The 6,485-nt window shown below is 29.5% G+C and carries 11 protein-coding genes; 10 read left to right on the forward strand and 1 reads right to left on the reverse strand.

Annotated elements, in window-relative coordinates; genetic code table 11:
• Positions 1-175 precede the first annotated feature (175 nt).
• Entirely contained in the window at positions 176-442 is a 267-nt protein-coding gene (locus tag HHU12_RS32645; protein ID WP_169660925.1) for a Crp/Fnr family transcriptional regulator, read from the reverse strand.
• Positions 443-801: 359 nt separating this feature from the next.
• Here HHU12_RS32645 and HHU12_RS32650 point away from each other — a divergent pair, with 359 nt between their 5' ends.
• From HHU12_RS32650 to HHU12_RS32695, 10 genes are all read left to right on the forward strand, one after another.
• Positions 802-1,128 (forward strand): hypothetical protein, encoded by a 327-nt coding sequence (locus HHU12_RS32650; protein ID WP_169660926.1) that lies wholly within the window; start codon positions 802-804, stop codon positions 1,126-1,128.
• Between the two features lie 45 nt (positions 1,129-1,173).
• The gene (locus HHU12_RS32655; protein WP_169660927.1) at positions 1,174-1,545 is read left to right on the forward strand and encodes a hypothetical protein; all 372 of its coding nucleotides are present in this window, start codon (positions 1,174-1,176) and stop codon (positions 1,543-1,545) included.
• A gap of 6 nt (positions 1,546-1,551) precedes the next feature.
• Positions 1,552-1,971 (forward strand): hypothetical protein, encoded by a 420-nt coding sequence (locus HHU12_RS32660; protein WP_169660928.1) that lies wholly within the window; start codon positions 1,552-1,554, stop codon positions 1,969-1,971.
• 36 nt (positions 1,972-2,007) lie between these two features.
• Positions 2,008-2,430: a hypothetical protein gene (locus HHU12_RS32665; RefSeq protein ID WP_169660929.1), complete on the forward strand. Its 423-nt coding sequence runs from the start codon at positions 2,008-2,010 to the stop codon at positions 2,428-2,430.
• Positions 2,427-2,633, forward strand: coding sequence for a hypothetical protein (locus tag HHU12_RS32670; protein ID WP_169660930.1), 207 nt, complete (start codon positions 2,427-2,429; stop codon positions 2,631-2,633). Before HHU12_RS32665 ends, HHU12_RS32670 begins: the two co-directional genes overlap by 4 nt.
• Before the next feature lie 603 nt (positions 2,634-3,236).
• The gene (locus tag HHU12_RS32675; RefSeq protein WP_169660931.1) at positions 3,237-3,671 is read left to right on the forward strand and encodes a DUF4265 domain-containing protein; all 435 of its coding nucleotides are present in this window, start codon (positions 3,237-3,239) and stop codon (positions 3,669-3,671) included.
• A gap of 234 nt (positions 3,672-3,905) precedes the next feature.
• Positions 3,906-4,496: a leucine-rich repeat domain-containing protein gene (locus HHU12_RS32680; protein ID WP_169660932.1), complete on the forward strand. Its 591-nt coding sequence runs from the start codon at positions 3,906-3,908 to the stop codon at positions 4,494-4,496.
• 234 nt (positions 4,497-4,730) lie between these two features.
• Positions 4,731-5,222, forward strand: coding sequence for a hypothetical protein (locus HHU12_RS32685; protein WP_169660933.1), 492 nt, complete (start codon positions 4,731-4,733; stop codon positions 5,220-5,222).
• Between the two features lie 16 nt (positions 5,223-5,238).
• Positions 5,239-5,655, forward strand: a complete 417-nt coding sequence (locus tag HHU12_RS32690; protein ID WP_169660934.1) for a hypothetical protein — start codon at positions 5,239-5,241, stop codon at positions 5,653-5,655.
• Between the two features lie 47 nt (positions 5,656-5,702).
• Positions 5,703-6,290, forward strand: coding sequence for a hypothetical protein (locus HHU12_RS32695; RefSeq protein WP_169660935.1), 588 nt, complete (start codon positions 5,703-5,705; stop codon positions 6,288-6,290).
• Positions 6,291-6,485: the final 195 nt, after the last annotated feature.

A 6,485-nucleotide genomic window follows, 5' to 3' on the forward strand; every position in this document is an offset into this window, starting at 1 on the left:
ATTCATCACCATGTCAGTGATCAATATATCCAACGATATTTAGATGAATTTCATTTTCGATTTAATAGAAGGGTATATCGGAAAACAATTTTCAAAAAATTATTGGCACGGATGGTTTCTTCAATTCATGTCACCCAAAAACAGCTTTGTGATTGGGCGACGTAAGTTTATATACCTATTCTTTTATTCTTGAAAAGGGGAGGACACCAGAAACGGTATTCACTCCAAAAGAATCCATGTATTTCTTTCCTTTATCATTAAAAATATACGTTCTGAATTCTCCCTCAAACACCACAAAAAGATATTCGGCGGGATCTCCAGGCTGGAACATGGGTTCTTTATTTTTGAACGTCTTCAATTCCCCGTGATCCAATAACCATTGTAGCTGATCTTCGGGAACGCCTTCAAAAGTTGGGACTGCTTTTAATTTCTCAATAGACATAGTTTTTGTTTGAATAAGAGTGCGTTTAGGTTGAGCAATGTCTATTGAAGATAATTGAATTTTTGCTAATAATAAAAGAAGGTTATTCTTTGTGTTGACTCAAGAATAGAATAAGGTGTTTTTTGAAACATTGAACCTCTTACTCAGGAATTGGATTCTTGTTTTGTATTACAATAAGAGATAACTTGTAGAAGCTTTCCAACTATTTTGTGCAGACTAATTTTTTTGATAGGGAGTTGGGAGGTGTTTTTTATTGGATGAACGCTTCTGTGTTTATCTAAGAATTTTAAGGGTATAAGCACAACTGTTTATATTTAATGTTGTCAGTAATTTTTTTGTACTAACTCATATAAGATTAAATGAAAAAAAGCATTATTATTTTAGTTGAGTTTATCATCACATTTCTTGTCATAATCTGGTTTAGGTGGACTTTATTACCTGAAGTGATAAGACAAGATGTTGTTCTTATTGGAATGAGTAATAGTTACTTTTCATTTGAACAACCTGTTGATACGGTTTCCCATAAGGCTTACTTTTACAAAGGATTTTTTAAGGCAGTAGAAATATTAGACAAAGATTCAATGGATAAGCTTTTAGAAAATGATAAGGGCATGGGAAATAGGACTTTAAATATTGGAAGCAAGGTATATATTGTAAATCAAAGTGACGAATTGGTTAGAAATTAAGATAACAGGAATTAGTGAAGTGTTATCGACTTAAAAATTTAAAGATTGAAGAATAAATTAAGAAGACTTGTAGTAGATTCCAAAGTATTTTTCTATGTGATTAATGAAACATATTCGAAAGTTGGAGAAACTGCAGATGGTGAATGGAGGACTGTATTAAGATTATTCAGGGAAGGCTATAAGAATACAGCTCTTGAGTTCCATTTCAATACTCAAGATGTTACTTTAATTGGAAATCCATTGACAAACTCTTCTGAATTTGACAATAAAAACAAGGAGCAATCATTAAATCTTCACAAACCTAGTATAGTCAAAATATTTATCAGATATGGCTTGAAAAATGGATGGGACTTCAGAAAATCAAAGATGAAGTTCATTGATGGAAATGATTTGATTAGAAATGAGTTATTTAAATGATAAAAAATGGATAAAAAGTGTAAGTCAATAGATGCTGGTATGAACAGAAGAATTCGAGAATCTTTGGAAAAATATAAAAAAATAGATTCTCCTGCATTATGTTTGTTTCCAATCGATAATATTTATGGAATACCTCCATATTTTGCTTTCAGATTTAATAATGGAGTTCTTGACGATTACCTCAAACTTGAAAATATCATTAAAAATTACGACGGAGAATTAAAATGGACAATGTCAACTAAAGAAGGGAGAAAAAATTGGTTGATTGAACCAGAAGTATTTAAAAGTATTAGAAATGATTACGAGTCTTCTCAAAAAGATAGTATTATAAAGATCATCGGTGATAAATATTATGAATACTGTGACAAGGCTGTAAATGATATTGAACCACTTTGTAACTTGATTAAAGAAAAGTTTTTGCCTTGATTAGATTTGCCAATTAAGATTCAGATAAACCAATAAATGATGACTTATGGATACTTAAACATAAGATTTGATTCAAAATATTCGAAAGATTTGAATACAAAGGACCTTATTCTAATTATAAAGAAAATAGATGGACTGACTCGTAAAGATAAATGCCAATTTGAAAATGCTGAGAATTTTCCATGGTTAGTATTATCATTAATTAACTGCAATGACCGTGGAAACTTTAGCATAGATGAAGGGGAATATTTTGAAAAAATAAACTTGATAGAATTAATATTTTCAGACAATCAGGAATCTTATGATGTTTATTTTCTTATAGGAAAGGATATAGCAAATAAAATAAATTGGGAAGTTATTGATGATCACACTGAAGAAGTAATTGTTAATATGCCTATTGATGATAAACTAAAATTAAAGCACAGTATAAGAAATAATAATTCAGGGAAGAAAAAATGAAATTTAGTCAATTAGAATTCAAGCGATCAGTTTTATCGAAAGACAAAGTATTCAAAGAGGATCAACCATTTATTGATTTTATTATTGATGGAATATCACTATCAAAACTACTTGGTGAAACTATTGATCCCTTAACAACTTATGGATGGGGAATCAATAAAAAGTTTGAGTTATCCTATGCTGAAAGACTTATCAATTTTTAAAAATCAGATTTTGCCAATGGACTTCAAACTGCGTATGTATGTCGTTGCTGTGGTGATGAAGGATGTGGAGCGGTTATGTTTGAGATAATCAATAATGGGGCATATGTTGAATGGAGTAATTTTGTATATAGTGATGGCTATCCAACTAAAGAAGAACCAGATGAAGTGATTAATATTCAACCTTTGTTTTTTGAAATTGGTGGTTACCATAGGGCGATAGGACAGCTTAAGTCAATGATAAAGTAAGAACGAAATGTTGATAATTTATAAAATGATAGGCTCCTTTGATTACAACAGACTGAATATTAAATTTTTGACTATTTAATAATTTGTATTTACACACGAATAGAATAAGGTTTTTTTTGGTATGTTGAGCTACTTTTTTTAGGAATTGGATTCTTGTTTTGTATTACAATAAGAGATAACTTGTGGGAGCCTTTCAACTATTTGATGCAGACTAATTTTTTTGAAGGGAGTTGGGAGGTGTTTTTATTATTGGGTGAACGTCATTGTACCTTTCCAAGGTTCTTCAGGGGTGAACACCACTTTTTTTTCAATGCCACCCAATATTTTTATCTACTTCTAATTTTAATTTAGCAAACAATGAAATCATATAAAATAAATTTAGTCGTTGAAGGAGTTGATGACACTTTTTTTATTGAAAGTGTCTGGGCAGAGAAAGAAGGAGATCATTATAGAATTGATAATATCCCTTTTTATGCTTCAAATATTGCATTAGGTGATTTAGTATCTGTAGAATATGACAGTGAAGAAGATGCTTTGTATTTTGAAGACTTTATTAAGGTATCTGGTAATAGTGTAATAAGAATCATATTTTTTAAATTAGAATTAAAAGATAAAATTTGTAATGCATTGGAACAGATGGGTTGTTTATGGGAAGGAAGTGACAAACAATCATTAATTTCAGTAAGTATTGGTAAAGATTTAGATTATGATGACATCATGAATTATATAAAAAATCAATTTAGCCTTGGAAATATAGATTATGAAGAAGCTTGTATTGGCCACACTCAGTAACTTATAAAATGCTTAATTGAAAACTAGCTATCAAAAAACAAATTTGATTTTGTGAAAACAAAAAATCTCAAATTTAATCCTGATGTAAGCATTAATAAATTCAATAATTTATTAAATGGGGTTTTGAATAAATTAATCAAACATTGGGTAATAATAGCTAAAACAGGAAGTTTCGGTAGACTCGAACTTGCTCGCAGTTTAGCAATTTCGTTACTATTCAAAATGTAGAAAAAGTTGCTTAAATTATTTAATAAAAAATCGGAAAATTTATTCGAACCTTCAAATTCTGCAAGGAGTATCAAGAAATTAAAAATAGTATACCCAGACTTTGATATAAGTCTTCAAGGAGATAAATTTCAGAATTTTACAAGACTGGAGGATCTTTACTTTCATTTTGCTATAGACTATGAGTGTTACCTTCCGCAAGAGATTGGAGATATTACATCATTGAGAAGCTTAGGAATACTTAATTTAAATTATTCAGTTTTTCCTGAATGGATTCTGAAAATGGAAAATTTAGAAAGCTTAATAATCAGAGGTAATAATATTGAGTATCTTCCAAGTGAAATAGACAAAATGAAAAACCTAAAGAAGCTGAGGATAGAAAATTGTAATATAAAGACACTCCCTAAAAGTTTAAATAAGCTTAAAAAGCTAAAAGAAATATCTCTTAAAGATAACTTTTACATTAAAGAAATTGACCCTAATTGTTTACCTTATAATTTAAAAAAGTTAGATATAATAGTCACTAACGTTACCGATAAAAATAAGAACATAATAAAAGAGGTAAGACCAAGACTTAAGTTGGACAGAAGTGTATATTGAAAAAAGAATATACATTCTATTTGATGTCATTGTCGTGTAGTGGTGATCTGACAGGAAGGAACTAAATTTAGGAGCCGTCAAATATTATATTCCAGTGAAATGATAAGGTCAATCAATTTCAAAAAAGTTAATCTTTTGGCTAGTTAGTAATTTAAAAGTGCTCTACTTAAAACGGTAACAGGCATTTATAGTAGACGCTTGTGATAAGAAATTTAACGAATACTGGTAAAAGTAATGAAAGTCAATATTAGTTATTATTTAGATGAGTGTGGTTGGAGTTCTTGTTGGATTTATTCTGATGATAAATTATACGAACTATCAATTACTCACATTTACCTTGAATGTCCAATTTATGAATGCTTGAATGCATTGATTGGGATAATGGAAGGTCAAATTGAAAGAAAATTTAATTGGTATGGGGAACCAGGTGGAGACCAAATTATAATCCGAGAAATTCCAACAGATAAACATAAAGTATTATTTAAAGTAATAGGTTTTTCAGAAGATTATGGGGAGGAGATTGGAGATTTGGAAAGATTTCCCGAAAAAGTAGAATTACAGTTTGAGATTAAGAAAATTCAATTGATTAGGATGTTTTATTTTGAATTCAAGAAAATCTCTGTATTGATGAAAGACAATCAATTTGCAGAGAAAAGAAATAATGATTTTCCATTTAAGAAATTTACTGAATTTGAACAGATTGCGAAAGAATATACAAAACTATAACCACTAATAATAATTGATGATAGAAATAGAATTTGAAGAGCCTAATATTTATGACTGTGAATGTTGTAGTAATAAAACAGTAAGGCTAACGAGATTTGTTTATAAAGACGATGATGCTTATGCTGTATATTATTGTCAATATACAATTGGTCATAAGGATAAAGTTGTAACAGGTGTTATAAGCTTAGGAGAATGGTGGGAAGAATCGGTGTCACCTGAAAGAGTTGCATTTCCTTTTCGGATTTGGACAGATGAATCCAATTACCAAATAGGACTAATGGACAAAGAAGATTGTATTTGGAAAGATATTGAGATACTTGGAAATATGCTCGACCGTGAAGTCGCTTTAAAACATAAATGGATCAAGGAAGTATTCCAACTCACTGATCATATTGTAGATGAAGATCAATACATTATAGATTATTTGGAATAAAAATGATGTACAAGGGTATAATATTTTACTATTGCGCCAGCACAAACATGAAAAGAACATTAATACATTTAGGACTCTTTATATGCCTAGGAGTCTTTGCTCCAAATCTTTTTTCGCAAGACTATCCAATCCAACAGAATGATTATACATCTGAGATAAGAGATGTAATTTTAAAAGACAGAAAATTAAATGATTATGACTTTATTCTCTTAAAATATGCTGAATCATATTGGTTTGACAAGACAGAGTATAAGTTAGTCTGTTTTTCAAAAAAGAATGTTGACTTGATTAAAATTACCAAGAAGAAAAAAAATAACCGACTCAAAGTTGGACAGAAAAAACAAGCTAAATTAAAGAGTGCTAATCAATTACTTGATTCATTAGAACAACTTGGTTTATTTGATTTAAAAAAGTCTGATTTACATACAGATTTGGTTATAGATAATGATACAAGAGAAGTTTTATTTATATCTGATGGTATTGTGGAAACATTTGAAATATATGGCAACAAATCTAATTGGGGTTTAAGTGTTTATGAAGCAATTAGACATTATAAATTTTGTGGTAATGAGGACCTACTTTTATTTTATGATGCTTGCCAATTATTTGATAAAAAGTGGAAAAAATTGAATTAGGACTGACCAACTTTTTTGATAGGTTTGTGCTTTGAAATGTGTAACGTTTCATATTGTAGAGTATTAGCATTGATTACTCTACCCGATGATTTTTAGATAGTTCATCCTAAAATGAGAAATCATATTTGTAAAGTCTTTGAAATCAACACTTTTAATCATCTCTCTCACTTTATTAAGTCCTCTTCTGAATACACT

Origin of the sequence: Flammeovirga aprica JL-4 (assembly GCF_012844305.1) — a bacterium.
GTDB lineage: Bacteria > Bacteroidota > Bacteroidia > Cytophagales > Flammeovirgaceae > Flammeovirga > Flammeovirga aprica.